Source organism: Salininema proteolyticum (genome assembly GCF_042685645.1).
GTDB classification, from domain to species: Bacteria; Actinomycetota; Actinomycetes; order Mycobacteriales; family Micromonosporaceae; genus Salininema; species Salininema proteolyticum.
The window spans coordinates 864,607-888,499 of the sequence record NZ_JBHUNX010000001.1 but is presented as its reverse complement, the minus strand read 5'-3'; the positions used below and the strand labels follow the sequence as shown (position 1 = coordinate 888,499).

Genomic DNA, 23,893 nt, shown 5'->3' with positions numbered 1-23,893 from the left:
GTTCGGCCGGGGCCCGGCCGCGCGGTCAGGCAGTCACGTGATCGATCAGCGCCTGTAGCGCCAGGGAGTGGGTCCGGTCCGTGGACAACAGCGTGATGTCGCGGTGCAGCTCCGTGTCGAGCCGCCGAAAAGTCACCGAGGAGTCGGCCTCCTCCCCCGACCGCGGCACGCACGCGACCGCCAGTCCCTCTCGCACGAGCGCCAACTGCGTGAGGTGGTCGGCGACGTAGAACGAGACGTCCAGCTCGACGCCGTGGCGACGAGCCATTTGCTCGATCGCGGTGTGCGCGTCCGAACCCTGAGCGCAAGTGGCCCACCGCTCTCCGGCGAGATCGTGGACGCTCAAGCGCGGCTCGGAAAGCAGGGCGTGGCCGGAGGGCAGGGCGATGAACAGGTCCTCCCGGGCGATTCGCTCGGCGACGACGCCGGCGGGCAGGGGCAGCGGCGACGTGCTCCACGACTCGGCCAGCACCAGATCGACCAGGCCGGCCGTGAGGCGGCCGAGGTGGTCGGCGGTCTCGCCGTCCTCGACGGTCACCCGGACACGCGGGTGCGCGTTCAGGAACCCGGTCAGCTTCGCACCGAGCAGGGTGCGGATGGACGAGGCGATCGCCGCCACCCGCAAATGGTCGACGTACTCCTCCTCCCGGTGGAGATCGTTCTCCGCCTGCCGCATCGCGTCGGCGACCTGTCGGGCGCAGTCGGCGAGGACCCTGCCCTTCGCCGTCAATCGGAGGCCGCGGCCGTCCGGCACGACGATCTTCGCCCCGGCCTCGGCTTCGATGCGGCGCAGTTGCTGCGACACGGCGGGACCGGTCATGTGAAGCGCGGCTGCCGCATGGGTCACCGAGCCGGTCCTGGCGACGACGTCGAACACGCGCAGTCGGTCCCACCCAATAGTCATAAGCTGAGCTTATCAGTACTTGGTAAAACTAAGAATTAGTACTAATCTATAGTCGGGATTACCGTCTAGACATGCGTCTTTTCAGCTCGATTCCGTCGGCGACCCTCCCGAGCTCCGGCGAGCAGTCGCAGGGGAGCCCAGTCGGAGCGTCGACCCTGGTACTGGCGGGAGCGCTCTGCCTGTCGTTCTCGGCCGTGCTGGTGAAACTCGCCGGGGTGGACGCGGCGACGACCGCGGTGGCCCGGTGCGCGATCGCCGTCGTCGTGCTGGCGCCGCTGGCGATGCGCGAACGGTCGGCCCAGGGCGCGCTGTCTCGGAGCGGCACGCTCTGGTCCATAGCGGCCGGCGCCGCACTGGGCATCGACTACGCGGCCTGGACCGCCTCCATCTACCACGTGGGCGCGGGAATCAGCACCGTGCTGATCAATGTGCAGGTCGTGGTCCTGCCCGCGCTCGCCCTCCTCGTCAACGGGGAGAGGCCCTCCCGGCGGTTCGTCATCACCTTGCCGCTCATGCTGTTCGGCATCAGCCTCGTGGGCGGGCTGTGGAACGAGTCCCTCCGCGGACCCGACACATTCCTGGGCGTCCTGCTCGGAATCCTCGCCGGCTGCGGGTACGGCGTGTACCTGTTCATCACCCGGCGCGGAACGAAGGAGGACCCGGGCCTGTTCGTGCAGCCGCTGACGTGGGCGACCGCCTCGGCGACGGTGGCCGCCGTCGCCGTCTCCCCGATCTCCGGCGGGATCCAGGTGACCGGGATTTCCGCGCGGTCGTGGGCCCTGCTGGCGATTCTGGCCGTCATCGGACAGGTCTTCGCCTGGCTCTTCATCCATCACGGAAGTGCACGCCTGCCCACGACGACGACCGGCGGACTCCTGCTGATCCAACCCGTCCTCGCTCTCGGCCTCTCCGCGGCCGTCCTGAGCGAGCACCCCACCGGCCTGCAGATCCTCGGAGCGGTCGTGGTCGTCGCCGGCGTGGCTATCGCGAACGACCTCGTGCTGCGGAACAGGATCGAAGCCCCTTGACGCCGTTCGTAGCGAGGACCCCTCCTCCTGAATGACGCTCACCGCCGCGGGACGCTTCGAGGGCCCGCCTGCGAATCCGGAATCGTTTCTCGTTCCGGCGGAACGGCTTCCGAGCTTCCGCACCGAACCCGGCGATCCGAGCGCGGAAGGCCTTCGAAAGCTTCGCTGCCGGTTCGACTGAGACACACGCCAACCTCCGGCGGGGCGCCCGCGATCCCCCCGGGACGGGATGTAGTCTTGAGGCAGCCCATACGGGTTCTTCCCCGATAGCTCAATTGGCAGAGCTTCCGACTGTTAATCGGACGGTTGTTGGTTCGAGTCCAACTCGGGGAGCCAATTGATACATGAACCTGTATTGATCAAACGGCCGTAATCAGAACTCACGTTCTGGTTTCGGCCGTTTTCACGCTCGCACCCAGCACAAGCCCATGCCCGGCTGCGGCGACAAGCATCGAATTCCTCCAAGCTCTCTTCGTCCTTCCCACTCGAGAGATCGACCAACAGGCATTCATTACGACGGCGACCGAACCGAAAGTCGGGGCCCCCAGGCCTGCCGTGAGGCACGGCGCCACAACAAGTGGCCGCCCTGTCCGGCATCAAACCCTAGAGGCGGGTTCATCGAGCGTGTTCGCCTACCTGACGGAGGTCGGAGCCCTGTTCGGCGACGAGACCACCATCTCCGTCTCTTGGGCCCTTACCGGATGGCGATCCATTTAATCAGTCGGCCAACGTCTCTACTGTCGGACTTCCGGTCGCTGCTGTCATAAGAAAGAATGCGACCGCGACGAGAGTTGCGAGTGCCGCCAGGACAACGGCAACGAGATGCAAGGATCGCCACTGGTCGCCTCGACGCATGCCGAGAACAGCGCTCACGATCGCGGTAGGGCCGAACAGGAATGTGAGGAAGTAGATGAATGGCAGTGAGATGACGGCCAGGAGCGTCGTGACGACAGTCGCCGTCGCAATCGATGCTCCCGCCCTAGAGGGAGTCTCTGTGTTCATTCGCTACCTTTCGGTGTCTCGCCTTCAGGTGACAGCGCAGGTCATTGACTGGGTATGGTTCATGTTCCTCGGCATCCGGTTGCGAAAACACGGAGTCTTCTCTTGCAGGTCGATACCGCCACCTCCGTAGATGAACCTGTGCTGCACCCACAGCCTTCCGGTGTTGTTCACGAATCCCGTTCCGGAATTGATCGGACCAACCGGGTCGGCTCGCCAGAAGAGCCCCTCAGCCGAACCCGTCGAGGAGTCTATATCGGCGGAGATGATCCTCGCGTCCTTCCAGCAGGATGTCGTCTCCAGAACGATCATGTACAGAGAGAGCCCGACTGGACTTTTCTGATGAAGTCGAGTAGTGATCGTGTGGCAGCCGTTGACGATGGGCTCCTTCTCATCCGCAGCCTCACCGTTCACCGTTGAATTCACTTCGAGCCGGTCAGGATCGGGGGTCACGAGGTCGGCGAACAGCTTCTTCTGATCGGTCGTCAGAGACTCATATGCCTCTCCCGGGTTATTGGCGTTCTCCATGATCGCGAGCACTTCGCGATGCGCTGAAGTCATGGAGGCTTCAGCAGCCTGTGCCGACGACAAGACGGCGCTGAACGCGAGAGTGGTAAGGATGACCAAGGAAAGGAGTGACCGCATGCCGCACCTTCTGGATTGGGGACTCGACCTCACCAGATTCTCAAATACAAGAGGCCTCTGCCGTGTAATCCAGTTCGCGCCAAGTGGCGGAATCACGACAAAGCGGTCGTCTCGCTTCTCGCGCACGGCACCTCTGTGATCGGGTGCGCGCACCTGGCCACGCACCCGACCCAGCTTCAGGAGCGCACCCTCATGTCTCGGCGAAGGTGCGTGACCAGCGAACTTGAGCGGTCTACCGCGTTTGAGCGTCACTCAGGAGTTCCCATAGCGCGGCTACCTGCGTACCTGTGTTCCGATATGCGTGCAGCAGGGGAGCCACAGAGACGAATTCCGAACTCCAGGCCGTCACAACGGCCTGGAGTTCGTTTCGTTCGGACCCCCTTCCCCCATCGACCCCGCCCGGCCACTCCCCTACTTGCCTCTGCGCTTCTTCGCCACGGCCGCCCGACACTCGCAGCCTCTCCCGAAGTCACGACAGCGTCATTGACAAGAATCTATCTAAAATGATAGGAATGTATCTCTCATAAGAGAGCGCTCTCTCCAAAGTATGAGAGAGCAACACTGACTCTGGAGAGCGCTCTCTCACAACTGAGAAGGAGGTGAACCGTACGCCCGCCCTTCGGACTCCGGACGGGCGCCTACGACCGGTCCGCCTGCACGGCCGACCGGCGATACGCACGACCGAACCCGCGACCGCCCCTCGAACCCGCAGGATCGCCGAACGACCCCGCGAACGCACCGAGAATGTCCACCCCTCCAGGCCCTGCGACCACCGCACCCCGAACCGTACGCACGACCACTCCCGCACTGGAGGACGACCATGATCTCACGCAGAGCATTCCTGACCGCCGCGTCGGCCACGAGCGTCGCCGCCGCCGGATCCGCGTGGTGGCTCACCGCCCCCACCGCCTCGGCCACCCCCGCCACTTGTGAACTGGCGCTGGTGAACGACCTCGGCACCGCCGCCAACGCCTACGTCACCGGCAGGGACTTCGCGACCGGCCGCATGATGCTGCTCCGCGCCGGCCGGGACCCCTACTTCCTCGAAGAACCGCCCGGGCCCGGCACGCCGCTCCCCGTCGACGCCTCGATCCCGCTCGACGCCACCGGTTCCCAGCCCACCGTCGTGACCATGCCGCGCATGTACGGCGCCCGCATCTACCTCGTGCAAGAGGACGTCATCGACTTCTACGTCAACCCCGGTCCGGCCCTGGTGGAACCGGCGCTGCACAACGTCCACGACTCCAACTACGGAAAGACCGTCTCGTTCTCCGAGTTCACCTTCAACGACGTCCAACTGTTCATCAACCTCAGCTACGTCGACATGGTCACCCCGCTGCCCATCGGCATCCGCCTCCAAGGGGACGGCGACCACTCGGTGGCCCCGCTCCCCCGCGGCGCGATCGACGGGATCGCCGACGACCTCACCGCCCAGGCCGACGCCGACGGACAGCCGTGGGACGACCTCGTCCTCCGCGACGACGGTGGGAAGGTCCTGCGGGTGATGTCGCCGCAGAACCTCATGGCGCCGTCGGCCGGACAGCCGGACATGCCGTTCGCCGGCTACTGGAAGGACTACTCCGAGGCGGTCTGGGACCACTACCGCCACAACGACCTCACCGTCGACCTGCAGGGCGGCCGCGGCGTCCTCACCGGCAGAGTCGTGGGCGACCTGCTCACCTTTGACGACGGATCGACCTTCGCCGAGCCGAACTCGTGGGACGTCTTCACCTGCGACCACGGGCCCTTCACCAACGACCCCGCCGACACCGACGAGAAGAAGGGCGCCATCGCGCGCCTCGCCGCCGCCTTCCACCGCAGCACCCTCCTGTCCCATCCGGACCAGCCCAACGGAGCCCCGGTGTCGGAGTACTACACGGAGCCGGTCACGAACCACTACGCGCGCGCCGTGCACGCCCACTCGCCGATCGGGTACGCCTTCCCCTATGACGACGTCACTCCGGACGGCGCTCCCGACCAGTCGGGGGCGGCGTTCGACGGCAGTCCGACCCGGTTGACGATCACCGTCGGCTGAGTCCGCGCGCAGGGGCGGGCAGCCAAGAAGAGCCGCTGGGGCGCGAGGCGGAGCAGGCGGAGGCCGAGCGCCACCGCCGTTCAGTCGTCGTGTTCGACCGAGGCCACGGGTTTGTCACCGTCGCAGGTGACCGTGACCTCGACTTCGCTCTCGCCGTCGTCGAACTGGATGCTCGCCTCGGCGCTCGGCCCGGCCTCGACCTCGTCCACGGCGAAGCCCTGGTCGGGAACCCACCAGAGCAGTTCGGCGCCTTCGGGCCGGCAGACGGCGGTGGCCTGTCCGCCGTCGGTGTCGATGAGTTCGCCGGGAGGCGGTTCCTCGCCGGGGGACTCGGTCTCCCCGGAGGCGTCGGACTCCTCGGGCGAGGCGGGGCCGCTCGGAGTCGCGGTGGCGGCCTGGTCTAGTTCGTGGCTGATCTCGTCCTGGGAGAGCCCGCGGTCGTAGTCGGAGAAGAGTTCGCCCTGGGCGAGGTAGACGACGGCGACTCCGGCGGCCAGGGCCACGGCGGCCGCCAGCGACCAGAGGATCGTCACTGCTCTTCGTCCCATGCTCCCAGACTATCCGGGCGCGTCCCCGCCCCACAATGACGGAGACGGTCCTCACTCGAGGCGGCGCCGGGCGTGTTTCGGGTTGAGACGCTGTCGGATCGAGGACTAACGACACAGACGCGGACGGTTCCGGGGAGGGCGGAGGGCCCGGTCGGTGGATAGACTTGTCGCTCATGCCAGACGTTCTGCTCATAGAAGACGACGCCCGGGTTCGCGCCTCCCTGGAGAAGAACCTGGCCCGACTGGGCCACCGGGCCACATCGGTGGAGACGGGGATGGAAGGGCTGCACACGGCCCTGGAGGCCGAGCCGGACGTGGTGGTCCTCGACCTGGGCCTGCCGGATGTGGACGGTTCGGCCCTGCTGCGGATGCTGCGCGGCGTCAGCGACGTCCCCGTCCTGGTCGCGAGCGCGAGGGACGACGAGGACGAGATCACGGGGCTGCTGCACGCCGGGGCGGACGACTATGTGGTGAAGCCGTTCACGGCGGGGCAGCTGGACGCGCGGATCAGGGCGATCCTGCGGCGCACGCAGCCGCGCGCGGCGGCGGAGGCGATCTCGGTGGGTCCGCTCCGGGTGGACGCCGACGCGCGGCGGGTGGAGTTGGAGGGCCGTCCGGTCGATTTGGCGCCCAAGGAGTTCGATCTGCTGCTGTATCTGGCGAGGCGGGCCGGGAGCGTGGTGGCCAAGAGGGACATCGTGGTGGACGTCTGGCGGCTCCCCTATGGCGGCGCGGACAAGACGGTGGACGTGCATCTGGCCTGGCTGAGGCGGAAGCTGGGTGAGTCGGCCACGAATCCGAGGCTGATCCACACGGTCCGTGGCGTCGGTGTGAAGCTGGAGGCAGTGGAAGGCGCGGGTGCGGCATGAGGAAGCGTTTGACCCTGTTGGTGACGGCTACGGCCGTGCTGGTGCTGCTGGCCTTCATCGTGCCGCTGATTCCGCTGTTGCGGTCGGCGTCGGTGGACCGGACGATGAACCAGGCGCACGACGAGGCGACGTCGTTGATTCCGACGATCGTGACGGCGGACAAGGCGACGGTGACCAGCGCGGTGGCGTTGTCGAACCGCGACAGCCGTTTCCCGGTCACGGTCTTCTGGCCGGACGGCGAGGTCATCGGGATTCCGGCGGAGGAGAACGACGCGGTGCGCCTGGCGGCGACGGGGCGGAGCTTCTCGGCGGACATGCCCGGCGGTTCGGAGGTGCTGTACGGGATCGGCACTCATGACGGCGGCACGGCGGTGGTGCGGACGTTCGTGGAGGACGCGGAGATGACCGAGGGCCTGGGCCGGCAGTATCTGCTGGTCGGTTCGGCGGCGGTGCTGCTCTTGTTCGTGGGGGCGGCGTTGGCGAGGTGGACGACGAACCGTATTCTCGCTCCGCTGCAGGCGGTCACGGACGTGTCGAACAGGATCGCGGCTGGGGACACGGACGCCCGGGCGGACATCGGCGATAAGACCGAGGTCGGGGATGTGGCTCGGGCGTTGAACGGTCTGGCGGACAGGGTCGACGACCTGTTGGCGGCCGAGAGGGACCGGGTCGCGGACATCTCGCACCGGTTGCGGACACCGTTGACGGTGTTGAAGCTGGAGGTCGAGGGCATGGCCGACGACCGCGAGCGCGGCGAGGTGGAGGCGGCCGTGGCCGAGTTGGAGGAGGCCGTGACGGGCGTGGTGAACGACGCGAGGCGGCCGGCCGGTTCCGGTCCGGTCTGCGATATCACGGCGCTGGTGCGGGAGAGGATCGCTTTCTGGGAGGTGTTGGCGGAGGAGACCGGTCGGCGGGTGGGCTCCTTCCTGCCGGGTGAGGCGATCCCGGTGGGGGTGGAGGAGTCCGAGGCGCGCGACGCGATGGACGCGGCCCTGGGCAATGTCTTCGCGCACACGCCGGACGGGACGGGTTTCTCCGTCCGCTTGGAGCGCACCGCGGACGGTGCGCTCGTGACGGTCGTGGACGAGGGCCCGGGGATCTCGGATCCGTCCTTGCTGGAGCGGGGTCGGAGCGCCGCCGGCTCCAGCGGGCTGGGGATCGACATCATCCGCCGTACCGCCGTCAAGAGCGGGGGGCGTGCGGAGTTCGGTCCGGGTCCGGGCGGACGGGGATGGGCCGTGTCGCTTCACTTGTCGGCGGGGGGATAGTCCTCGCGGTCGCCAGGGGCCGGGTCGCGTCGGCCCGGGCCGAGGGGCGGATGTGGAGGGCCATGGTCTTGTCGGCGGCGGTGCGGCGGCGCGGTGCGGAGAGTGCGAGGGTGGCCTCTTCGGCCGTGGTCCGGTTCCGGGCGGCGAGGGGCATGGTCGTCTCGTCAGTGCGGGGCCCGAACCAGCGGCGCCGCACGCGGATCCACGGGTTGTCGGCTTCGCCGGGGAAGAGCATGGCGGCGGCGACGCAGAACTTGCTGATCTTCTCGGGTCGTGCGCCCATGGACCAGAGCAGCCTGTCGGCCCTGCTGCGGCCGGTGGCGGACTTGGTCTCCACGATCCACATGGGACGGGCGATGCGGCGTTCGGCGGCGGTCGAGCAGACGAAGGCGGTGTCGCAGGTCAGGCGGGAGGCGCCGGTGCCGTCGGTGAGGGTGATGCGGAGGTACTCGGTGCGCAGGGTGGGCGCGAGGCCGTGCGGGGCCTCCGTGCCGTAGTTCTCCCTCAGGTGGCGGGAGAGGAACCCCCTGGCCTCCGGGGTGAGGCGGAAGGCGTCCTCCCTGGTGTAGGGCAGTCGCTTCTTGACGGTGTCGCCGCGGCCGCTCTTGAGTTTGACCTCGAACATGCAGTCGCCGGAGTCGACGTAGGTGCGGGTGCGGACCTTGAAGCGGTGGCGGCGGCGCTTGCGGTGGTCGGTGAAGGTGCGGAGGTCGGGGGTGTCGAAGTAGACCGAGTCGTAGCGGAAGCGGCGGCGTCCGCCTTCCTCGAGGCAGGACCAGCCGTCGGCGGCGAGCATGCCGCCGAGGGCGCCGAACTGGTCCGGGGTCAGGAGGTACTTCTGGTCGACCCTGGTCTGGAGGGCGGCGCGGGAGTTGAGTTCTTCCAGGGAGATTCCGGGGAAGCGGTCGATGAGGACGTTGTTGGCCACGGTGGTCTCCTAGCGGTCGGCGTAGACGGGGGCGACGGGGCGGTCGGCGGGCCAGGGGCGGTACTTGACTTCGACGAGCATGGTGTCGCGGACGTAGTCGACGCGGTCGGTCTTGGTCTGGACGACGCGGCCGCGCAGGCGGCGGGACAGTTCCGCTTCCAGCTCGGCGGGGTCTTGGACGACGCGGTCGAGGGTGATGGAGCAGCGTTCGACGCTGCCGGAGAAGCGCGGGTGGTCGGCGATGTAGAGGACAAGCGGCAGGAGGGCGGCGAAGCCGGTCATGGCCAGGGGGTGGCCGGAGCCGATGGAGGTGATGAGGCCGAGGGCGAGCGCGGTGAAGTAGTAGCCGATCTCCCTCTGGCTGATGGCGTCGGAGCGCAGCCGGATGATGGAGAGGACGCCGAAGAGTCCGAAGGCGACGGCGAGTTCGACCTGCTGGGTGAGCATCAGGGAGGCGACGGAGAAGACTCCGATGTTGAGGGCGATGTAGGCGAACATGAGGTCGCTGCGGCGGTGGCGGCGGTAGTAGATGACGACGGCCATCGTGGTGACGGCGGCTATGTCGATGAATAGGGCGTACCAGAACCAGGCGGTCATGTCTCTCCTCGCGGAAGCTGTTGCGGCTGACGTGTGTGAACGATAGGCGAACGGAGGTTAAGGGGGCGCTAAGAGGCCCATAATCCGCCGCTAAGCTTTTCCGCGCGGGTCGTAGGTGGGAGGGGGGCGGCGGGTGCGCCGTGTCGCGATCGCTGTCGCCCGGAGAGGCATCGCGGCGAATCCAGGTCTTCGAACATGCGATGGTAACTTTGATCCGTTGTCCGGTAATGCAATGGAAAGGATCGCCCCCGTGGTCTTCGATAAGCTTAAATCCCTGGTCGGGTCGGGAGTCACCATCGACACCGTCCTCCCCTCCGGAGGCGTCAAGCCCGGCGAGAACCTCGTCGGAGAGGTACGTTTCCAGGGCGGTGACGTGGACCAGGACGTCAACGGGATCGTCCTGCACTACACCGCCGTCGTCACCGAGGAGGCCGACGGCAAGGACAAGGCCGAGAACAGCGAGTTCTTCGCGGCCAACGCGACCGGGCCCTTCCAACTGCGGGCGGGGACCGACCACGTCGTCGAGTTCTCAACCCAGGTCCCGTGGGAGGCCCCGCTGTCGACCATCGACGGCCGCCCCATGGCGGGCATGAAGCTCGGCGTGGCCACCGAGCTCGACCTCAAGCTGGCGCTCGACAAGGGCGACGTCGACCCGCTCCAGATCGACCCGCTGCCGGTGCAGCAGGCGGTCATGTCCGCCATCGAGGAACTGGGCTTCGTCTACCAGGAGAGCGACCTCGAGCCCGGCACGATCGAGGGCTCGCACCTGGCTTTCCACCAGGAGATCATCTTCTGGGCCAAGGGCGACTACGCCGACCGCTTCCAGCAGCTGGAGCTGTCGTTCATCGCCGGACCCGAGGAGACGGTCGTGATCTTCCAGATCGGCAACGACGCCGGCCTGGTCGACCCGGACCAGAGCTCCGTCCTGCGGTTCACCCTGTCCAACGAGGAGGCCGACGTGGCCGGGCCCGTGGAGGAGAACCTGAACCAGCTGATCCAGCGCAAGGGACTGTAAGGATCCGAGAGACCGGGGGCGGGCGCCGTGCGGCGCCCGCCCCCGTCGCGTCTCAGGGCCTCTCGGAGTCCCACGTCTTCGGCAGCGGCAGCGCCGCCGCGAGCTCGGACTCCAGCGCCGAGGTGTAGTACGTGGTGAGGTGGTTGGAGTCGCGGTAGACCAGGAGGTCCCCCACGATCACCGGACAGCGGCGCGAGTCTATGTCGCACAGCCACGGCAGCGGGTCGATCACCTGCACGCCCTGCTCGGAGGACTGGTCGAGGACCTCCTCGCGGTTGTTCACGTCCAGTTTGGAGTCGGCGAGGTCGAAGACGCAGTCGGTGGCCTCGTCGACGTTCTCGGAGAGGCAGTTGGGTATGTTCTTCTCCCACACCGGCGTCGACCCGATCTGAACGACGTGGCCGCCGGTGGCGTCCATGAGCCGTTCATTGGTCTCCTCCCAGCCCTCCAGCCAGGCCTGCCCCGCATCGTCGGCCAGCAGGTCCTTGTCGTCGGAGGCCGAGGTGACCACGAGGTCGGGCTCCAGGTCGTCGATGTAGTCCAGCGCGCTCTGGCGCCACTCCCGGCACTGGGTGAACTCGCCGCCGACCTTCTCGTTGGTCTCCCTGACCTCCGGGACGGCGCAGGCGGCCTTGGTCTGCACGGCCAGGCGCCACCCGTTGTCCTCCGCGATCTGCTCCAGCGGCGGGAACCACTGCGCCGCATGGGAGTCGCCGAAGATCACGACGGTCCGGTCGCCGTCCTCGTCGCCGAACCAGCAGTCCTCGTTGACCTCGGAGTCCTTCTGCCACACGATGCAGTCCTCGGCGTAGACCGTCGGCTTGTCGTCCCTGGCGTCGTCGAGCGACGGCGTCAGCGACGCGGGCACGTACTCCACGTCGACGGCCTCGGTCAGCGGCATGGTCCGCTGGTCGCTCAGGTCCTTGTCGGTGCCGACCACCGGGACGGTGACGGCCAGGAACGCGATGACGAGCGTCGAGGTGGCGAGAGCGCCGCCCATGACAAGCGAGCGCGAGGGCACGAGCGTCAGCGGGCGGTGGCGGCGGATCGGGTCCTCCATGGCGTGGAAGCTGACGGCGGCCAGCACGAACGCCAGGCCCATGAGCGCGACGTTGTTGCGGGTGGTCGGTTCGATGCCCAGGGCGGTGGGCGCGATCATGAGCACCGGCCAGTGCCAGAGGTAGAGGCCGTAGGAGATCTTGCCGACGTACCGGGCGGGCGCGAGGGTGAGCAGCCATGTCGGCGCCCACTTCGAGTCGCGGCCTCCGGCCGCGATGACGGCGACGGCGCCCAGGACCGGCAGGAGGGCGGCGTGTCCGGGGAAGGCGGTGTCGGAGTCGTAGGCGAAGGCGGTGAAGGCGATGAGGGCGAGCCCGGCCCAGCCGAGGAGGCCGGCGGTGCGCTCGCCGAGGCGGATTCGGTCGGCGGCGACGGCGAGCAGGGCGCCGGCGGCCAGTTCCCAGGCGCGGGTGTGGAGGCCGAAGTAGGCCCAGACGGGGTCGCCGGGTGTGGTGAGGACGCTAGCGGCCAGCGAGGCGACGAGAACAGTGCCGAGAATGGCCGTGACGGTCCAGGTCAGGCGGGCCGTTCGGCGCGAGGTGGGGGCGGCGCCGTCGAGGGCGTTCTCGCCGGTCCGGCGGCGCAGGACGAGCCAGACGACGGCCGTCAGCAGCAGCGGCCATACGATGTAGTACTGCTCTTCGACAGCGAGCGACCAGAAGTGCTGGACGGGGGAGGGCTCGGCGTCGGCGTTGAGGTAGTCGGTGCCGGTGACGGCCAGGCGGAAGTTCACGACGTTGAGGGCCGCGGCCACGATGTCGGCGGCGATGTCCTTCAAGCGCAGCGGCGTCAGCCAGATCCAGGAGGCGGCCAGGGTCGCGGCCAGGACCAGGGCGGCGGCCGGCAGCAGGCGGGCCACTCGCCGCGCGTAGAAGCGGGATAGGTCGATGCGACCGTTCTTCCTGATCTCCCGCAGGAGGAGGCCGGTGATGAGGAATCCGGAGATGACGAAGAAGACGTCGACTCCGACGAAGCCGCCCGCGAGGCGGTCTATGCCGGCGTGGGCCGCGATGACCAGGCCGACGGCCAGGGCCCGCAGGCCCTCGATGTCCTGCCGCCACCGGTTCTGACGCGGCGCGACGGCCGGGTCGGCGCCGGTCGCGGCGGTCTGCTCTTCTGTCCGTGACATGTGTTCGCGTCCGTATCCGTTGTCGTTGAAGGAACGCGCTGGAGCCGAGAAGGGCGTCGGCTCGCGCTTGCTTTGCGCGGGCACGGGGTTCGAGGGCTATTGCCTCGGGGCAGAGGGCTTCGGGCTTGGAAGAGACTAGCACGCCCGCGCGATCATGCCGAGGGGCATCGCCGCGAGGAGAGGGCGTTTCCCACAAACCCGACAATAGCGTCCGACCGTGCCCTGAATTCCTCTGAGGCCCCGTGGTGACCGGGCGATTCCGCCGGGTAGGGACCCCGCGGCGGGTTTAGAATCGGTTTATGATCCGAATTTGAGAATTGCTCGCGAATATTCGCTTGTGGCTTCGGCGGCCCCTCCTCCACAATGGTTCTCGCATAAGGAACCCTGAGTCCGACGGACGAAAGGAGACGGTCATGGGTTTCACCGAACTACAGAACAAGTCGGCGCCGATCCGTCTCTGGGGAGACGCCGACGCCGTCGAGGAGCAGGCCCTCCACCAGCTCCACAACATCGCGAAGCTCCCCTGGGTCCACGGTGTGGCGGTCATGCCCGACGTGCACTACGGAATCGGGGCCACCGTCGGCAGCGTCATCGCCATGCGGGGCGCGGTCTCGCCGGCGGCGGTCGGAGTGGACATCGGCTGCGGCATGACCGCCCAGCGCACGAACCTGACCGCCGAGGACCTTCCCGAGAGCCTCAAGGGCCTGCGGAGCGCGATCGAGGACGCCATCCCGGTGGGCCAGGAGTCGCACAAGCGCTCGCGCACGGACCTCAAGCACCTCAAGCTCGACGTCCGCGGATGGCACGAGTTCTGGGGCGGTTTCGGGGACCTCGCGGTCAAGAACGCCGAGCGCCTCGAGACGCGGGCCATGCGCCAGATGGGGACCCTCGGCGGAGGGAACCACTTCATCGAGGTGTGCCTGGACGACACGGACCGGGTGTGGCTCATGCTGCACTCCGGGTCGCGCTACATCGGCAACATCCTGGCGCGCCACCACATGGAGAAGGCCAAGGACCTGCCCCACAACCGGGACCTTCCCGACCGGGACCTGTCCGTCTTCGTCGCGGACACCCCAGAGATGGAGGCCTACCGCCGCGACCTGTTCTGGGCGCAGGACTACGCCCGGCGCAACCGGGCGGTCATGATGGGCCTGCTGCGGAAGGCCGTGCGCAAGCACATCCCGCGGGCGCTGTTCGAGAAGGAGATCTCCGCGCACCACAACTACGTGGCCGAGGAGGTCCACGACGGACGGGAGCTGCTGGTCACCAGGAAGGGCGCGATCCGCGCCGAGCCGGGCGACATGGGCATCATCCCCGGGTCGATGGGCGCCTCGAGCTTCATCGTGCGCGGGCTGGGCAACCCGTCGGCGTTCCACTCCGCCTCGCACGGCGCGGGACGGAGGATGAGCCGCTCCAAGGCGAGGAAGCAGTTCACCGCCGCGGACCTGGCGGCGCAGACCGAGGGCGTCGAGTGCCGCAAGGACGGCGGCGTGGTCGACGAGATCCCGGCGGCGTACAAGGACATCGACGAGGTCATGAACGCCCAGAAGGACCTCGTGGAGATCGTGGCGCGGCTGCGTCAGATCGTCTGCGTCAAGGGCTAGCGGTCGGCGGAGGCGGCGCGTCCGGCCGAACAGGCCCAGACATGCCGCTTCTCCGGCCGAAGCCGTTCCAGGCCGCCGCCGTCGCCGGTCGCCCGGGAGCAGCCCGGGCCCTCGTCAGAGGCCCAGGCGCTCCCTCTCGGCGACGATGATCCGCTGCTCCAGGGGCACGGACTCGTCGTCGAGGCCGGCGGGCCGCACGACCGACCCGTCGACGGCCATCGCGTCGGCCTCCTTGGCCTGCGACGGCCGCGCGTAGCGGTCGAAGACCGACCGCTTGCGCTCCTGCACCTCGCGGATGCGCTCGTCCACGCTCCCCTTCGCCAGCAGCCGGTGGACCTGCACCTTCCGGATCTGCCCCATCCGGTGGGCCCGGGCCACCGCCTGCTCCTCCAGGCTCGGGTTCCACTGCGGCTCGCAGATCACGACGACCGAGGCCGCCTGGATGTTCAAACCCACTCCCCCGGCCTTGATCTGCGCGAGCAGCACCGCCTCGCCGCGGCGCGCGGTGAACTCGTCGACCAGCTCCTGCCTCCGGGCGGTCGGCACGCCGCCGTGGACGGGGCCGAGGGCCGCCTTCCCGAACGTCTCCGAGAGCGTGTCGAGCACTTCGCGGAAGTACGAGAAGACCAGCACCTTCCGCCCGTCCTCCCCGGCCTCCGCGACCAGCTCCCGCAGGCGCTCCAGCTTGGCCGACCCGGCCACGGCCGACGAGGCCCGCCGCATGCCCATCAGGTTCGACGCCCCCACCTCCCGGCGGTAGTCGGAGGCCTGGGCGGCGGTCAGGTCGACCCAGTCCTCCACCTCGATGCGCTCCGGCAGCTCCCGGAGCACGTCCTCCTGGTTGCGCCGCAGGTACACCGGCGCGACACGGCGCCGGAAGACCTTCGCCTTCGGGAACGCCGAGCGCCGCGACAGCTTCTCCGCCGTCGCCGGGTCCAGGTAGGCGATCAGGTTCTTGAAGTCGTCCAGACGGTTCTCCAGCGGCGTCCCGGTCAGGAACAGGGTGCGCCGCGACCGCTCGACCAGCGCCGCCACGGCCTGCGAGCGCTGGGACTCCGGGTTCTTGACGTAGTGGGCCTCGTCGACGACCAGCAGGGCGGGCCGCACCTCCTCTTCGGTGAGGAGGTCGAAGCGCCGCAGCGTGCTGAAGGTCGTCACGGCCACGCCGCCCTCCTCCAGCCACCGCACGGCCGCCTCCTCGCGGTCGGGTCCGTGCAGGCTGTGGGCCTCCAGCCGCGAGTGGCGCCGGATCTCGGCGATCCAGCCGGCGTGGACGCTGGCGGGGCAGACGACGAGGAACCGCCGCTGTCCGGCGGCGGCGAGGTGGGCACAGGCGGCGAGCGCCTGGACGGTCTTGCCGAGCCCCATCTCGTCGCCGATGATGGCCCTCCCCCGCTCCAGCGCGTACTTGGCGCCGAAGAGCTGGTAGCCGCGCAGTTCGGAGGTGAGCAGGCTCGAGTCGAAGTCGACGGCGTCGATCTGCCGGCGCAGGTCTCCGTCGATGTCGTCGGGAGCGGCTCCGCCGCCGACGCCGGCGAGGTTGGCGATGGCGGTGTTGTAGGAGGCCGCGTCGATCTCGTAGGCGGTCCACAGTTCCCCGCTGCTCCGCACGTCGGGGTTGGCGTTCCATTCGCCTTCGATCAGCGCCTGTTCCAGGGCGGCCCCTTCGGGCCCGTGGACTGCTTCTTCGATGGCGGCGAGCGCCTCGGCCGTTGCGGCGGCGCGGCGGCGCCGGGTGAAGGCCATCTTCATGCGGCTGCAGGCGGGTTCCGCGAGCGGCCCGTGCTCGCGGAGGGCCTGTTCGAGGCGGCGCAGCGGGGCCGCGGCGACCTCCATGGCGGCGGAGGCGCTCCGTTCGGCGGCGAGGGTGGCCAGGAGCCGGGTCTGAGCGGTGTCGCGCCGGTCCGGGTCGAGGCGCAGGGAGGTCTCGGGGGCCAGGTGGCGGGCGATCTCGGCGGCGGCGTCCTTGACGGCCTCGGCCGTCTGCGGCCCCACGCCGTCGATGACGGTCAGCTCGCGGTGGGTGGCGGCGTGTATCGAGGCGGCCGTGTCGTATCCGGATTCTTCCAGGAGGCCGAGGCGCATTCCTTTGGGGGCGAGGCGGCGCAGCTCGTCGAGGCCGATGCCGCGGAGCTTCGCGTCGAGCTCCGCGCGGTGGAGGGCGGCGACCTGGCCGCGCATGGAGGCGCCGAGCCGGTCGCGGGCCTCGGCGAGTTCGCGGCCCCTCCGGGCGGCGTCGGCGGCGCGGTCGAGGACGCCGCGGGCGTAGGAACCGAACTTGGCCTTGTCGATCGGGGTGGAGGGCATGGGCCCATTATGCCCGGTCGAGAACCTCCTTCAGATACGGCGCCGTGCGGCCGTCCTCCGCCGAGGCCGCGTCCTCCGGCCGGCCCTGGGCGATGACCCTTCCGCCCGCGTCGCCGCCTCCGGGCCCGAGGTCGACGACGTGGTCGGCCGCGGCGACCACCCGGAGGTCGTGTTCGGCCAGGACGACGGTTCCGCCCGCGTCGACGAGGGCCTGGAGCTGCGCGGTGAGGATGTCGGCGTCGTAGGGGTGGAGGCCCGTCGTGGGTTCGTCGAGGAGGTACAGGGTGCGTTTCGGGCTGCGCTGCAGTTCCCCGGCGAGTTTGACCCGCTGGGCCTCGCCGCCGGACAGCTCCGTGGCGGGTTGGCCGAGGCGGAGGTAGCCGAGGCCCACGTCCTGGAGGGCCCGCAGGGCCCGGGCGGCGGCGGGCTCGTCGGCGAAGAAGCCGGCGGCGGCGTCTACCGAGAGGCCGAGGACGTCGGCGATCGTCTTGCCGCGGTAAGTGATCGCGAGAGTCTCGGGATTGTAGCGGGCACCGTGGCACGCGGTGCAGGGCGTGTAGGTGCTGGGCAGGAACAGCAGTTCCACTTCGAGGTAGCCCTCGCCCTTGCAGGTCTCGCACCGGCCTCCGGCCACGTTGAAGGAGAAGCGGCTCGCCGTGTACCCGGCGGCCTTCGCCTGGCCGGTGGAGGCGAAGAGCTTGCGGACCGTGTCGAACAGGTTCGTGTAGGTGGCGAGGTTGGAGCGCGGGGTCCGGCCGATGGGCCTCTGGTCGACGGTGACGACGCGTTTGACGTCGCCGTTCTCCCCGGCGGCGTCGGCGACGGCGCCCAGGAGGGTCGTCTTGCCCGAGCCGGAGACGCCGGTGACGGCCGTCAGAGTCCCCAGCGGGAGGTCGAGGTCGAGTCCGCGGAGGTTGTGGCGGTCGACGCCGCGCAGGGCGAGCGTTCCGCGAGGGGCGCGGCGGCGGTTCTCCAGGGCGGGCGCCTCGCCGGAGAGGTAGCGGCCGGTGTGCGATCCGGCGACGCCCTCGAGCCCGGCGGGCGGCCCGCTGTAGAGGACCTCCCCGCCCTTCTCCCCCGCCAGCGGCCCGACGTCGACGACCCAGTCGGAGTCGGCGACGATGTCCAGGTCGTGTTCGACGAGGAAGACCCCGTTGCCGGCGCGGCGGATGTCCCGGAGCACGCGTTTGAGCGCCTCGGTGTCCGAGGGGTGCAGTCCGGCCGAGGGCTCGTCGAGGATGTAGACGACGCCGAACAGGCCGGCCTGGAGCTGCGAGCCCAGCCGCAGGCGCTGCAGTTCGCCGGCCGAGAGCGTGGGGGCGGGCCGGCCGGCGGAGAGGTAGCCGAGCCCGAGGTCTTCGAGCACACGCAGGCGGTCCAGCAGTTCCCCGACGAGCACTCCCTCCGCGCCCTCGGCGCCGGCGTGCGGGCGGAGCGCCTCGGCGAGCGCGGTCAACGGCAGGGCGGCGGCCTCGGCGATGTCGCGGCCGTCGAAGGACACCGCGAGCGCCTCGGGTCGGAGTCGCTTGCCGTGGCAGGCCGGGCAGGGCTCCTGCCTCAGGTAGGCGCGGACCTTGTCGCGGCGCTTCTCGTTCTTGGCCTCGGCGAAGGCCTTGAGGACTATGGAGCGGGCGCTGGAGTAGGTGCCCTTATAGGGCCGCTGGATGCGGTGGGCCTCGCGCTCGGGGTGGACGGTGACGACGGGGCGTTCGTCGGTGAAGAGGATCCATTCGCGGTCGGCGGCGGGGAGGTCCCTCCAGGGGCGGTCGACGTCGTAGCCGAGGGTGGCGAGGATGTCGCGGAGGTTCTTGCCCTGCCAGGCCCCGGGCCAGGCGGTGACGGCGCCTTCGCGGATGGACAGGCCCGGGTCGTGGACCATGGTCTCCTCGGTGGCGGTGTACTTCTCGCCCTGGCCCTCGCAGTCGGGGCAGGCTCCCGCGGGGGTGTTCGGGGAGAACGAGTCGGAGTCGAGCCGGTCGGCGCCTTCGGGGTAGTCTCCGGCGCGGGAGTAGAGCATGCGCAGGGTGTTGCCGAGCGCCGAGAGGGTGCCGACGGTGGAGCGCATGGACGGGTTGGTGCGCCGCTGGGAGAGGGCGACGGCCGGGGGCATGCCGGTCAGCTCCTCGACGTCGGGGTCCTCGGCCTGGTGGAGGAGGCGGCGGACGTAGGGGGCGACGGACTCGAGGTAGCGGCGTTGGGACTCGGCGTAGACGGTGCCGAAGGCCAGCGAGGACTTGCCGGAACCGGAGACGCCGGTGAAGGCGGCTATGGCGTCCCTCGGCAGGGCCACCGAGACGTCGCGGAGGTTGTGCAGTCGCGCGCCCGTGACGCGCACGAGTCCCCGGTCTCGGTGGACTCCCTGGTCGGAGTAGTCGTCGCTGCCCATACGACCAGCGTATTCCATGGTGGACGTCACGAAGGCGGTCGCGGCGCGATCGTGACCGGTCGGCGGAAGCGCTCGGGCCGGGCCGCCCTGTGCGGGACACTGGGGGCATGGCGGAGGGGAAGGCCTGGAGACCCTATCTGAGCGAGTTCCACGCGGATCGGGCGGGCATCACGGAGCGGATCCTGGAGCGGTCGGGCGACGAGGGGGACGAGCCGTACGGCTGGATGTCGGAGCGGATCCCGTCCGAGGGCGTGGTCCTCGACGTGGCCTGCGGTTCGGCTCCGCTCGCTCCCCGGATCGGCCCGGAGCGCTATATAGGGGTCGACCTCTCGACCGAAGAGCTGCGGCTGGCGGCCGGCCGGGGCGCGGGCGGCCTGGTCATCGCCGATGCGACGCGGCTGCCGTTCGGGGACGGATCGGTGGACGCGGTGGTCTGCTCGATGGCGCTGCAGGTCCTCACTCCCCTGCCGGAAGCGCTGGCCGAGGCCTCCCGCGTGCTGCGGAGGGGCGGGGTGTTCACGGCGATGTACCCGGTCTCGGGTCCGCTGTCGGGTTGGGACGCGGTCTTCGCCCTCCGGCTGCTGTGGAGTCTGCGCTCGCGGATCGGCGCTCCCAACGAGGGCCCTCTGCGCCGTCCCGCCGCCCTGGTGCGGTCGGTCGGGCTGCGGCTGCGGGCGGTGGAGTCGCGCTGTTTCCATTTTCCGCTGAACACGCGGGCGGACATCGGCGCCTACATGGACTCGCTGTACGTTCCGTCGGTCGGCCGGGAGCGGTATCGCAGGGCGCGTTCGGCCATGGAGCGGTCGTCGTGGTTCGGGTACGCGCCGGTCCCGCTGGTGCGGTTGAGCGCCGTCAAGGAGGACTGAGTCCCGGGGCCGCGGTCGTCAGCCGGTGAGTCCGGCGGCGCGGCGGGGTCCCCGGCGGCCGGTCGCGCTGAGCTGGTGGACGGGGACGAGGGCGGGCTCCAGTCCCTCCACTATGACCACGAAGTAGTCGCAGACCTCCCCGAGGGACTTTCCGAGGACCGTGCCGCGGCGCCCCGCGAAGCGCTCGTCCTCGAACGCCTCGGAGATCAGCACTTCGTCGAAATAGTCCATACCTCGACCCTATGGGCGTTTTCGTTCGGGCGCAAGGAAACAGCAATTTCCCGACAGTTCACGGTAACAGGGGCGGCCGGTCACCCGGATCCTTTGTGGATGCCATCTGCGGATGCATACGGCGAAGTCCTTCCGTCCCAGGGGGAAGCATACCGTCCGACCACCCCGTTGACGGCGGCCGGTCCCGCTTTTCGGGGCCCCGCAATGCGAGTGCGCCGCGGCCCGAAGCGGACCGCGGCACCTCTGCTGAAAGATGATTCTAGTCGCTGAGCAGGGTCAGCTCGCCGTCCTTCACGATCTGGACGACCGGTTCGGCGAAGAACTCCCCGGTGGGCGAGAGGCTGACGGTGCCCATGATGGTCTCCTCGTCGGTGATCTCGCCGAGGCTGTCGCGCAGCGCGGTCCGTCCGGCGTCGCACTCGGAGCGCACGGCGGCGTCGACGAGCATGGCGGCGGTGTAGGCCTGGGCGGCGAACTGGTCCGGCTCGCTGTCGTAGGCCTCCCCGTAAGCGTCCACAAAGGCCTGGTTGCCGAGGGTGTCGAGCTCGGCGCTCCAGGATCCGCCGACGATGAGGTTCTCGGCGTTCTCCCCCATGGCCTCGAACATGGCCGGGGAGTTGAAGGCGTCGCCGCCCAGCACCGGAGCGTCAATGCCGCGCGAGCGGAGGCCCCCGACGATCTTCTCGGTCGTCTCGGGGAAGATCGACAGGAGGATGACGTCCGGCCTCTCGGCGGCCACCTCGTCGAGGAACTCGTCGTAGTCGTCCTGGACGCTCGGGAAGGAGTCGTCCACCACGATCTCGGAGTCGACGTTGTTCAGCTGGGCTCGCATCGCCTCGTAAGTCGAGACGGTGAAATCGTCGTCGTAGGTGTGCAGGATGGCGACGCGGTCGAAGTCCAGTTCCGCGTGCGCGGCGGGAACGCTGGCGGCGACGGTGTCCTCTTCGGGCAGCGCCGAGCGGAAGACGAAGTCCCCGATCTCGGGAATGCCGACGGCCGTGGTGGACACGCCGATCGCGGGCAGCCCGGCCTCTTGGGCGACGGGCAGCCCCCAGGTGCCGATGCTGGAGAAGGTCGGCCCGAACACCACGCTGGCGTCGCCGGCGGCGAACTCCTCGAAGGTGGCGATGGAGGTCTCCGAGTCCGTCTCGTCGTCGACGACCTCGGTCTCGTAGTCCACGCCCTCCCTCTCGTTGAGCTGCTGGACGGCCAGTTCGAGCCCGTTCCTCTGGGGCACCCCGGCGAACTCGCCGGCGCCGCTGAGGCTGAACGAGGCCCCGATCTTCACGGTGTCGGGGATCGAGCAGCTCTCGCCCTTGCCCGATCCGGTCAGGCCCTCGGGGGACCCGCTCCCCTCGGAGGAGGTGTCGGAGCATCCCGCCACAAGGGTCACAAGCGCGGCTGCAGCCAAAGCGGTGGTTTTACGCATGGGCTCTTCCTTCGGTTCCGGGGGGTCGAATACAAGTGCGTCTGTATTTAACACTCGCATACAGCGCCGCGGTGCGGGCATCCGGATCCGGGAATGGAACACATCACTAATGTTTTAGAAGGATTATTTCATATTGTTTTTCCACAACGCGTTCCGGAGACCGGGAATGGGGGAAACCGGATTCGTCCGTGCATATTTCCACACGCTAAAACCGCTGGCAGCCGTCGTTGACAAAAAGGACAGAGTGGTCGAATTCCGCTTCCGCCCTATCTCCGGTGGCGGTCAGACTGGACGACGGGACGACCACTTTCTCGGACCCTACGGACACGACATGGAAACAGCGTCCACCCGCCTGTGAATAACCGAGTACTATTCCCTCGCGGCCGGCGCAGACGGGATCGAAGTAGTCCGCGTCTATCCGCACGATGTCAAAGACTTCCATTCCTTCAATGTATAGGTGCCCCGCCCGCCCGCACTCCGGGGGATACCCGTCGGACGGTGGCGTGCCGGCCCTCGTACGCGGCGCAGCCGCCCGCCGGACCGCTAGGGGAGTCCCCAAGCGCCCGTGGACGATACGGCTCAGAATCCGTTGAGGAGGCCGAGCACCTCTCCGGGCCGGTCCAGCACCCGGTCGGCCGGCGTCTCCGGCTCGTACATGTGCCCCCACGAAGGCGACCACGCCGCGAAGCCCGCCGCCGAGGCCGCCCGCATGTCCAGCGGCGAATCGCCCACGTAGGCGAGCTCGCCCGGCTCGCGCCCCAGCTTCTGGGCGGCCATGGCCAGCCCGTCCGGGGCGGGCTTCATCGCCGGGACCTCGTCGCCGCCGATCAGCACGTCCGGTCCGATCCCGGCCGAGGCCAGGAGGATCTCCGCCGCGCGGTGGCTCGCCCCGGTGAACACCGCGAGGCGCTTTCCCCGGGAGGCCAGGGCCGCCAGGGTCTCCGCCACACCGGGGAACGGGTCGACGGGCGACTCGCCCAGGCGCCGGTAATAGGCCTCTTCCTCCTCCGCCGACAGGACCCGGCCGACCAGCCGGGCGAGGATCTCCGCGGGCGGCCCGACCGGGTAGAGCCGCAGCACCTCGTCGCGGTCCACCGTCCTCCCGCACAGCTCCTCCGTGGCCGCGATGTAGGCGGCGGGAACCGCCCGGGCCGTGTCGAGGAGGGTGCCGTCCATGTCCCATACGACTTCGCTGATCGCCATGGCCACAGTCTAACCGGTCCACATTCCGAGGGACCCCGTCCCGAGCGGGGAGGCACTACGGTGGACACCGGAGGAGGATCAATACATGCACCAATCGACAGTTCTCGTGGTAGGTGGCACCGGCATGCTGCGTCCCGCCGTGCGGAGCCTGGCGGAGGCGGGGAGCCGGGTGCTCGTCGCCGCGCGGTCTCCCAAGGGCATCACGGAAGTCGGGCCCACCGGCTCCGTCTCGTTCGTCGGGGCCCACTGGGAGCGGCCGCGGGAACTGGCCGACTCGGTGCGCCGGGCGGCGGGCGGACCCCTGGAGAGGGCGGTTCTGTGGGTGCACGCGCCGTTCCGGGCGGCGGTGGAGGACGCGTTGGGGGATGTTCTGGCCGACGACGCCGTCGTCGTGAGGCTCTACGGTTCGGCGGCCCAGGAGCCGTCCCCGGCCGAGAGGCCGCCCTGGACGGTCCGGAACGTCGTGCTGGGGTCGAAGATAGAGGCGGGCCGCCGGCGCTGGCTGACCCATGGGGAGATATCCTCCGGAGCCCTGAGGGCGCTTGAGGCCACCGCTCCGGGCGGTGCGGTCCTGCGTGTCGGGGACTGAACCGGTCCTCTCAGCCCCTTCGCCCCACCGTCACCCGGCCGCGGCGAATGACGGCGCCGTCATTCCTCGGCGTCGCCGAAGCCGGTCAGCCTGTTCTGGCTTCCCTGCGGCTCGATGCCCACATTGGGGTTCCGGGCGGCGTTGATCAACAGTTGGCGCAGGTAGTTCTCCAGCGAGAGCTGCTCGGCGGCGGACCTGCGCTCCAAAATGTCCAGGGCCCACTGAGGCAGTCCGTGGATGACGACATTGCTCAT

At 69.1% G+C, this 23,893-nt stretch carries 22 protein-coding genes and 1 tRNA gene; 9 read left to right on the top strand and 14 right to left on the bottom strand.

What is annotated here, in order from left to right:
* Positions 1-25 precede the first annotated feature (25 nt).
* Entirely contained in the window at positions 26-904 is an 879-nt protein-coding gene (locus ACFTE1_RS04240; RefSeq protein ID WP_380617325.1) for a LysR family transcriptional regulator, read from the bottom strand.
* A gap of 71 nt (positions 905-975) precedes the next feature.
* Here ACFTE1_RS04240 and ACFTE1_RS04235 point away from each other — a divergent pair, with 71 nt between their 5' ends.
* Together ACFTE1_RS04235 and ACFTE1_RS04230 are read left to right on the top strand one after the other, a co-directional pair.
* Positions 976-1,932 (top strand): DMT family transporter, encoded by a 957-nt coding sequence (locus tag ACFTE1_RS04235; RefSeq protein WP_380617326.1) that lies wholly within the window; start codon positions 976-978, stop codon positions 1,930-1,932.
* Positions 1,933-2,192: 260 nt separating this feature from the next.
* Positions 2,193-2,268 (top strand) — tRNA-Asn (locus ACFTE1_RS04230).
* Positions 2,269-2,649: 381 nt separating this feature from the next.
* Here ACFTE1_RS04230 and ACFTE1_RS04225 read toward each other — a convergent pair.
* Positions 2,650-2,934: a hypothetical protein gene (locus ACFTE1_RS04225; protein WP_380617327.1), complete on the bottom strand. Its 285-nt coding sequence runs from the start codon at positions 2,932-2,934 to the stop codon at positions 2,650-2,652.
* A 24-nt stretch (positions 2,935-2,958) separates the two neighbouring features.
* The gene (locus ACFTE1_RS04220; protein ID WP_380617328.1) at positions 2,959-3,702 is read right to left on the bottom strand and encodes a hypothetical protein; all 744 of its coding nucleotides are present in this window, start codon (positions 3,700-3,702) and stop codon (positions 2,959-2,961) included.
* 694 nt (positions 3,703-4,396) lie between these two features.
* Here ACFTE1_RS04220 and ACFTE1_RS04215 point away from each other — a divergent pair.
* The gene (locus ACFTE1_RS04215; protein WP_380617329.1) at positions 4,397-5,611 is read left to right on the top strand and encodes a beta-1,3-glucanase family protein; all 1,215 of its coding nucleotides are present in this window, start codon (positions 4,397-4,399) and stop codon (positions 5,609-5,611) included.
* Between the two features lie 80 nt (positions 5,612-5,691).
* On the opposite strand, the gene ACFTE1_RS04210 is transcribed toward ACFTE1_RS04215, so the two are convergent.
* Positions 5,692-6,159: a hypothetical protein gene (locus tag ACFTE1_RS04210; RefSeq protein ID WP_380617330.1), complete on the bottom strand. Its 468-nt coding sequence runs from the start codon at positions 6,157-6,159 to the stop codon at positions 5,692-5,694.
* 173 nt (positions 6,160-6,332) lie between these two features.
* On the opposite strand from ACFTE1_RS04210, the gene ACFTE1_RS04205 reads away from it, so the two are divergent.
* Both ACFTE1_RS04205 and ACFTE1_RS04200 read left to right on the top strand, forming a co-directional pair.
* Positions 6,333-7,028 (top strand): response regulator transcription factor, encoded by a 696-nt coding sequence (locus ACFTE1_RS04205; RefSeq protein WP_380617331.1) that lies wholly within the window; start codon positions 6,333-6,335, stop codon positions 7,026-7,028.
* Positions 7,025-8,296, top strand: a complete 1,272-nt coding sequence (locus ACFTE1_RS04200) for a HAMP domain-containing protein (RefSeq protein WP_380617332.1) — start codon at positions 7,025-7,027, stop codon at positions 8,294-8,296. Before ACFTE1_RS04205 ends, ACFTE1_RS04200 begins: the two co-directional genes overlap by 4 nt.
* Here ACFTE1_RS04200 and ACFTE1_RS04195 read toward each other — a convergent pair.
* Together ACFTE1_RS04195 and ACFTE1_RS04190 are read right to left on the bottom strand one after the other, a co-directional pair.
* Complete coding sequence (locus tag ACFTE1_RS04195) at positions 8,211-9,224, bottom strand: polyphosphate polymerase domain-containing protein (protein WP_380617333.1); 1,014 nt, start codon at positions 9,222-9,224, stop codon at positions 8,211-8,213. The two genes, ACFTE1_RS04200 and ACFTE1_RS04195, sit on opposite strands and share 86 nt — an antisense overlap.
* Positions 9,225-9,233: 9 nt before the next feature.
* A complete protein-coding gene (locus tag ACFTE1_RS04190; RefSeq protein WP_380617334.1) occupies positions 9,234-9,821 on the bottom strand; it encodes a DUF4956 domain-containing protein in 588 nt (195 codons plus the stop codon).
* A 250-nt stretch (positions 9,822-10,071) separates the two neighbouring features.
* Here ACFTE1_RS04190 and ACFTE1_RS04185 point away from each other — a divergent pair, with 250 nt between their 5' ends.
* Positions 10,072-10,836, top strand: a complete 765-nt coding sequence (locus ACFTE1_RS04185; RefSeq protein WP_380617335.1) for a sporulation protein — start codon at positions 10,072-10,074, stop codon at positions 10,834-10,836.
* A 52-nt stretch (positions 10,837-10,888) separates the two neighbouring features.
* Here ACFTE1_RS04185 and ACFTE1_RS04180 read toward each other — a convergent pair whose 3' ends face one another.
* Positions 10,889-13,024 (bottom strand): acyltransferase family protein, encoded by a 2,136-nt coding sequence (locus tag ACFTE1_RS04180; RefSeq protein WP_380617336.1) that lies wholly within the window; start codon positions 13,022-13,024, stop codon positions 10,889-10,891.
* 413 nt (positions 13,025-13,437) lie between these two features.
* On the opposite strand from ACFTE1_RS04180, the gene ACFTE1_RS04175 reads away from it, so the two are divergent.
* Positions 13,438-14,628 (top strand): RtcB family protein, encoded by a 1,191-nt coding sequence (locus tag ACFTE1_RS04175; RefSeq protein WP_380617337.1) that lies wholly within the window; start codon positions 13,438-13,440, stop codon positions 14,626-14,628.
* Between the two features lie 114 nt (positions 14,629-14,742).
* On the opposite strand, the gene ACFTE1_RS04170 is transcribed toward ACFTE1_RS04175, so the two are convergent.
* Positions 14,743-16,935: a DEAD/DEAH box helicase gene (locus ACFTE1_RS04170; protein ID WP_380617338.1), complete on the bottom strand. Its 2,193-nt coding sequence runs from the start codon at positions 16,933-16,935 to the stop codon at positions 14,743-14,745.
* A gap of 7 nt (positions 16,936-16,942) precedes the next feature.
* Positions 16,943-19,321 (bottom strand): ATP-binding cassette domain-containing protein, encoded by a 2,379-nt coding sequence (locus ACFTE1_RS04165; RefSeq protein ID WP_380617339.1) that lies wholly within the window; start codon positions 19,319-19,321, stop codon positions 16,943-16,945.
* 107 nt (positions 19,322-19,428) lie between these two features.
* Between ACFTE1_RS04165 and ACFTE1_RS04160 the strand changes: the two genes are divergently transcribed.
* Positions 19,429-20,187: a class I SAM-dependent methyltransferase gene (locus tag ACFTE1_RS04160; protein ID WP_380617340.1), complete on the top strand. Its 759-nt coding sequence runs from the start codon at positions 19,429-19,431 to the stop codon at positions 20,185-20,187.
* Positions 20,188-20,205: 18 nt separating this feature from the next.
* Here the strand turns inward: ACFTE1_RS04160 and ACFTE1_RS04155 are convergent, their stop codons facing one another.
* The 4 genes from ACFTE1_RS04155 to ACFTE1_RS04140 all read right to left on the bottom strand — a co-directional run bounded on the left by ACFTE1_RS04155 (position 20,206) and on the right by ACFTE1_RS04140 (position 23,050).
* Entirely contained in the window at positions 20,206-20,418 is a 213-nt protein-coding gene (locus tag ACFTE1_RS04155; protein WP_380617341.1) for a hypothetical protein, read from the bottom strand.
* A gap of 259 nt (positions 20,419-20,677) precedes the next feature.
* On the bottom strand, positions 20,678-21,847 hold the full coding sequence (locus tag ACFTE1_RS04150; protein ID WP_380617342.1) for an ABC transporter substrate-binding protein: 1,170 nt from the start codon (positions 21,845-21,847) through the stop codon (positions 20,678-20,680).
* Between the two features lie 205 nt (positions 21,848-22,052).
* Positions 22,053-22,289, bottom strand: a complete 237-nt coding sequence (locus ACFTE1_RS04145; protein ID WP_380617343.1) for a hypothetical protein — start codon at positions 22,287-22,289, stop codon at positions 22,053-22,055.
* 137 nt (positions 22,290-22,426) lie between these two features.
* Entirely contained in the window at positions 22,427-23,050 is a 624-nt protein-coding gene (locus ACFTE1_RS04140) for an HAD family hydrolase (RefSeq protein ID WP_380617344.1), read from the bottom strand.
* A gap of 85 nt (positions 23,051-23,135) precedes the next feature.
* Between ACFTE1_RS04140 and ACFTE1_RS04135 the strand changes: the two genes are divergently transcribed.
* On the top strand, positions 23,136-23,639 hold the full coding sequence (locus tag ACFTE1_RS04135; RefSeq protein WP_380617345.1) for a hypothetical protein: 504 nt from the start codon (positions 23,136-23,138) through the stop codon (positions 23,637-23,639).
* A gap of 59 nt (positions 23,640-23,698) precedes the next feature.
* On the opposite strand, the gene ACFTE1_RS04130 is transcribed toward ACFTE1_RS04135, so the two are convergent.
* Entirely contained in the window at positions 23,699-23,893 is a 195-nt protein-coding gene (locus tag ACFTE1_RS04130) for a hypothetical protein (RefSeq protein ID WP_380617346.1), read from the bottom strand.

What these genes read in the sequence shown, in the direction of transcription:
- ACFTE1_RS04215 (WP_380617329.1), top strand. Translation starts at nt 4,397, where the DNA reads ATGATCTCACGCAGAGCATTCCTGACCGCCGCGTCGGCCACGAGCGTC.
- ACFTE1_RS04205 (WP_380617331.1), top strand. Translation starts at nt 6,333, where the DNA reads ATGCCAGACGTTCTGCTCATAGAAGACGACGCCCGGGTTCGCGCCTCC.
- ACFTE1_RS04140 (WP_380617344.1), bottom strand. Translation starts at nt 23,050, where the DNA reads ATGGCGATCAGCGAAGTCGTATGGGACATGGACGGCACCCTCCTCGAC.
- ACFTE1_RS04225 (WP_380617327.1), bottom strand. Translation starts at nt 2,934, where the DNA reads ATGAACACAGAGACTCCCTCTAGGGCGGGAGCATCGATTGCGACGGCG.
- ACFTE1_RS04145 (WP_380617343.1), bottom strand. Translation starts at nt 22,289, where the DNA reads ATGGAAGTCTTTGACATCGTGCGGATAGACGCGGACTACTTCGATCCC.
- ACFTE1_RS04155 (WP_380617341.1), bottom strand. Translation starts at nt 20,418, where the DNA reads ATGGACTATTTCGACGAAGTGCTGATCTCCGAGGCGTTCGAGGACGAG.
- ACFTE1_RS04240 (WP_380617325.1), bottom strand. Translation starts at nt 904, where the DNA reads ATGACTATTGGGTGGGACCGACTGCGCGTGTTCGACGTCGTCGCCAGG.
- ACFTE1_RS04160 (WP_380617340.1), top strand. Translation starts at nt 19,429, where the DNA reads ATGGCGGAGGGGAAGGCCTGGAGACCCTATCTGAGCGAGTTCCACGCG.
- ACFTE1_RS04150 (WP_380617342.1), bottom strand. Translation starts at nt 21,847, where the DNA reads ATGCGTAAAACCACCGCTTTGGCTGCAGCCGCGCTTGTGACCCTTGTG.
- ACFTE1_RS04165 (WP_380617339.1), bottom strand. Translation starts at nt 19,321, where the DNA reads ATGGGCAGCGACGACTACTCCGACCAGGGAGTCCACCGAGACCGGGGA.
- ACFTE1_RS04200 (WP_380617332.1), top strand. Translation starts at nt 7,025, where the DNA reads ATGAGGAAGCGTTTGACCCTGTTGGTGACGGCTACGGCCGTGCTGGTG.
- ACFTE1_RS04180 (WP_380617336.1), bottom strand. Translation starts at nt 13,024, where the DNA reads ATGTCACGGACAGAAGAGCAGACCGCCGCGACCGGCGCCGACCCGGCC.
- ACFTE1_RS04175 (WP_380617337.1), top strand. Translation starts at nt 13,438, where the DNA reads ATGGGTTTCACCGAACTACAGAACAAGTCGGCGCCGATCCGTCTCTGG.
- ACFTE1_RS04235 (WP_380617326.1), top strand. Translation starts at nt 976, where the DNA reads ATGCGTCTTTTCAGCTCGATTCCGTCGGCGACCCTCCCGAGCTCCGGC.
- ACFTE1_RS04135 (WP_380617345.1), top strand. Translation starts at nt 23,136, where the DNA reads ATGCACCAATCGACAGTTCTCGTGGTAGGTGGCACCGGCATGCTGCGT.
- ACFTE1_RS04210 (WP_380617330.1), bottom strand. Translation starts at nt 6,159, where the DNA reads ATGGGACGAAGAGCAGTGACGATCCTCTGGTCGCTGGCGGCCGCCGTG.
- ACFTE1_RS04130 (WP_380617346.1), bottom strand. Translation starts at nt 23,893, where the DNA reads ATGAGCAATGTCGTCATCCACGGACTGCCTCAGTGGGCCCTGGACATT.
- ACFTE1_RS04190 (WP_380617334.1), bottom strand. Translation starts at nt 9,821, where the DNA reads ATGACCGCCTGGTTCTGGTACGCCCTATTCATCGACATAGCCGCCGTC.
- ACFTE1_RS04170 (WP_380617338.1), bottom strand. Translation starts at nt 16,935, where the DNA reads ATGCCCTCCACCCCGATCGACAAGGCCAAGTTCGGTTCCTACGCCCGC.